Origin of the sequence: Sphingorhabdus sp., assembly GCF_046596595.1 — a bacterium.
Taxonomy (GTDB): Bacteria; Pseudomonadota; Alphaproteobacteria; order Sphingomonadales; family Sphingomonadaceae; genus Sphingorhabdus_B.
The window spans coordinates 1-3,436 of sequence record NZ_JBKJMB010000020.1 but is presented as its reverse complement, the minus strand read 5'-3'; the positions used below and the strand labels follow the sequence as shown (position 1 = coordinate 3,436).

The following is a 3,436-nucleotide window of genomic DNA, read 5'->3' as shown; positions in this document are numbered from 1 at the left end:
AATTGCGTCAATGCGCTCCTGCGTCGACATGCCCATCGCGATCAGGTCAGGCACCGGAATGCCGGATACGGTCGAATATTGGATCACGGGAACCATCGTGTCGCCATGGCCGCCAAGCACGAAGCTGGTCACGTCCTTGACCGAAACCTTGAACTCGTCAGCAAGGAAGTGGCTGAAGCGCGATGAGTCCAAAACGCCAGCCATGCCGACAACCATGTGGTGCGGCAGACCCGAAAATTCGCGCAATGCCCATACCATCGCGTCGAGCGGGTTGGTGATGCAGATGACGAATGCGTCCGGTGCGTTGGCTGCAATGCCCTCGCCGACGGCTTTCATCACCTTAAGGTTGATCCCAAGAAGATCATCTCGGCTCATGCCGGGCTTGCGCGCGACACCAGCGGTCACGATGATCACGTCGGCGCCAGCGATATCGGCATAATCGTTGGTGCCGGTGATTGTCGCGTCAAAGCCTTCAACCGGGCCGCATTGCGATAAATCCAAAGCCTTACCCTGAGGCACACCTTCGACAACGTCGAACAGAACGATGTCGCCAAGGCCCTTTAATGCTGCGAGATGGGCGAGCGTGCCACCGATATTACCGGCACCAATGAGTGCAATCTTCTTGCGAGCCATAAAAAACTGTCCTTCCCTTAAGGCTTTGAGCGGAATTGTCGCGGCGTTACGCCGATTCCCGTTCAATAACAACCCAATAAAGGTCCGAAGTTAACGCTTTCTATGATAATAGTTCGCAATAGCGTTAATGACTATTTCCCCGTCAGTTCCGTTAGCATCAACTTCCAATGCACCACATTGTCGTCGAGCGCTTTTATTGGCAGCCGTTCGTCCTTGCCGTGCGCTCTGTAATCGACCGGAACTACGACCCAGCCACCATTCGCACCATAAATTGGAATGCCCGCTACTCGGAATGGGCGTGCATCGCTGGCACCTGTAGACATTTCTGGCGAAATCGGTGCACCTGGGTGCAAGGCGTGAACGGCGTTGGTAAAAGCCTTGACGACATCGGGGCGCAGCGGCGATGACAGCGACGCTACATAATCATCATTGCGCGTGACCATGACTTCAGGGTCACCAACTATCGCTGCCAGATCTTTCTGGACATCATTCGGATCGACGCCGGGGAATATCCGGCAATTGATCATTGCGGTTGCCAATTGCGGCAACGCGTTGTCGGCGTGTCCACCAAATAGACGCGTGGGTACACAACGCGTGCGCGTCAGGCCAACTTCGGCTTCATCGGCTTCGATGACATCTGCCGCCGCGCCGTCCTTTGGATTGGCCAACCATGCGCGCATCGCATTACCAAGTTCACCCTTTTCCTGCTTCTGACGTTCGCTGAAATACGCACGAGTTGTCTCGCTCAACATCGGCTCAAAGCGGTGTGCCTCGATCTTCTCGATCGCATGCGCGAGGCTGTAAATCGCATTGTCCTTGCGCGGCTTGGACGAATGCCCACCACGATTGCGCACCGTAAGCGTATATCCTGCAAAAGTCTTCTCTGCGGTCTGCATCAGGAAGCCGGCCGCCCGGCCGTCGGGGAAAAACCCACCGCCGCCACCGTCGGCGTTCAAGCCATATTCGACGTTGAGCTTGTCTTTCCATTCGGTTGCGCCCTTGTCGGCGGCGACACCATTTGTTTCCTCATCACCGGTGAAAAACACCACAATGTCGCGCGTAGGTTTGAAACCCGAAGCTCTGAGATCAATGAGGGCCTGGGTGATACCAACAATACCGTCCTTCATATCAATTGTGCCGCGGCCATAATAATAACCGTCTTTCTCGGTTAGAATAAAGGGATCGGTCGTTGAATCTTCGCGCTTTGCTTCAACGACATCCATGTGGCCCATAAGCATGATAGGCTTGGCCTTAGCTTTGCCAGGCGCGCTCCAGCGCACGATGAGGGCGGCAGTCTTCTCGGTTACGTTGGCGACAGAATCCGTGCTTTCATAAGGCACAACTTCGACATCGGCCGCCGGAAAACCTGCCGCTTTATATTGTTCGGCAAGATAATTGGCCATTTCCGGGACCTTACCGCGGCCGAAAACGGTGGGGATATTGACTACATGCTCGAACATATCGTGCGTTGCCTTCTGTCGCTCTGGCGATAATTTGGCTGTGGTCGGCGGCGCGGCTATTGCAGGAATCGCAGTCAGCAAGGTTGCTGATATCAACAAAGTTTTCATGCGCATATAATATCCCCTCTAATCAGCGGCACCATGACCCAGCGCCAGATATTTTTCGGATTGCATCTCCAGCAACCGCGAAACCGTGCGATCAAATTCAAACCGCCCGTCTCCCTTTGTGTACAAAGCATCGGGCAAAGCATCAGCGCTTGCAAGCAGCTTTACGCGATACTCGTACAGGGCATCGATTAAGGTTACAAAGCGCGCAGCTTCGTTGCGATTTTGCGGGCCCAACACCGGGATGCCGACCATGATGACCGTGTGAAAACGCCGCGCAATGGCAAGATAATCCGACGCTCCGCGTGCCTCCGCGCACAGGCGCTTGAACGAGAACACGGCAACGCCCTTAAGCGCCTTTGGCACGTGCAACATCCGCCCACCGCCAACATCAAGCTCGAGCACGGGCACATGCGCGCGGTCTTCAGGCGGGTAATCGGTCATTCGGAAAAAGGTTTCGGAGAGCGATGCGGTGGCTTTTGGCCCGTTGGGTACTAGCCACGTTTTTGCATTGCCCAATCGGTCCCGCCGGTAATCGGTTGGCCCATCCAGTGCGATGACATCCAGACCGCCGTTGACCAACGCAATGAAGGGCAGAAACAATTGCCTGTTCAGGCCGTCTTTGTACAAATCATCAGGGTGACGGTTTGACGTTGTCACTACAGTCACGCCCGCCGCGATCAGCCCGGAAAAAAGCCGCGACATGATTGCCGCGTCCGCCATATTGTTCACGACCATTTCGTCAAAGCACAGCAAGCGCGTTTCGTCCGCCAACGTCGCCACGATCGGGGGAATCGGGTCGCCTTCTTCCTTCGCCCGTTCCGCCTTCAACCGCGCGTGAATATCAATCATGAATTCGTGGAAATGTGCGCGTCGTTTCCGCTTTATTTGGACGCTGTCAAAAAACAGGTCCATCAACATGGATTTGCCGCGTCCCACGCCGCCCCACAGATAAAGCCCGCGTGCGGGTTCGGGCTTGCGTACAAGGAATCTCCAAATTGTACTGCCCCGTGGCGGCACGGCCTCCAACTCGGCCTGCACCTTGGCAAGTGCGGCCACTGCAACTGCCTGATCGCGGTCGCCCTTTAATTCGCCGGCTAATATCAAGGCTTCGTAACTTTGAGTGACACTAACCATAAGTAGCCTCATTGTTGGTCACGCGGTGGGGCAGAGGATGCCGGGCACCAGTACAGCCGTCCAGTATCGCGGCTGTGCGTGCAACATTCATCTTTTGGTCG

At 55.5% G+C, this 3,436-nt stretch carries 3 protein-coding genes; all 3 read right to left on the bottom strand.

The window, feature by feature from the left end; all coding sequences use genetic code 11:
* The coding region (locus ACLL9E_RS01695) for a malate dehydrogenase (RefSeq protein ID WP_411290013.1) at window positions 1-633 on the bottom strand (633 nt) is incomplete at its 3' end.
* Window positions 634-764: 131 nt separating this feature from the next.
* On the bottom strand, window positions 765-2,207 hold the full coding sequence (locus tag ACLL9E_RS01690) for a M20/M25/M40 family metallo-hydrolase (protein ID WP_411290012.1): 1,443 nt from the start codon (window positions 2,205-2,207) through the stop codon (window positions 765-767).
* A gap of 12 nt (window positions 2,208-2,219) precedes the next feature.
* Window positions 2,220-3,335, bottom strand: a complete 1,116-nt coding sequence (gene zapE, locus ACLL9E_RS01685; RefSeq protein ID WP_411290011.1) for a cell division protein ZapE — start codon at window positions 3,333-3,335, stop codon at window positions 2,220-2,222.
* Window positions 3,336-3,436 lie beyond the last annotated feature (101 nt).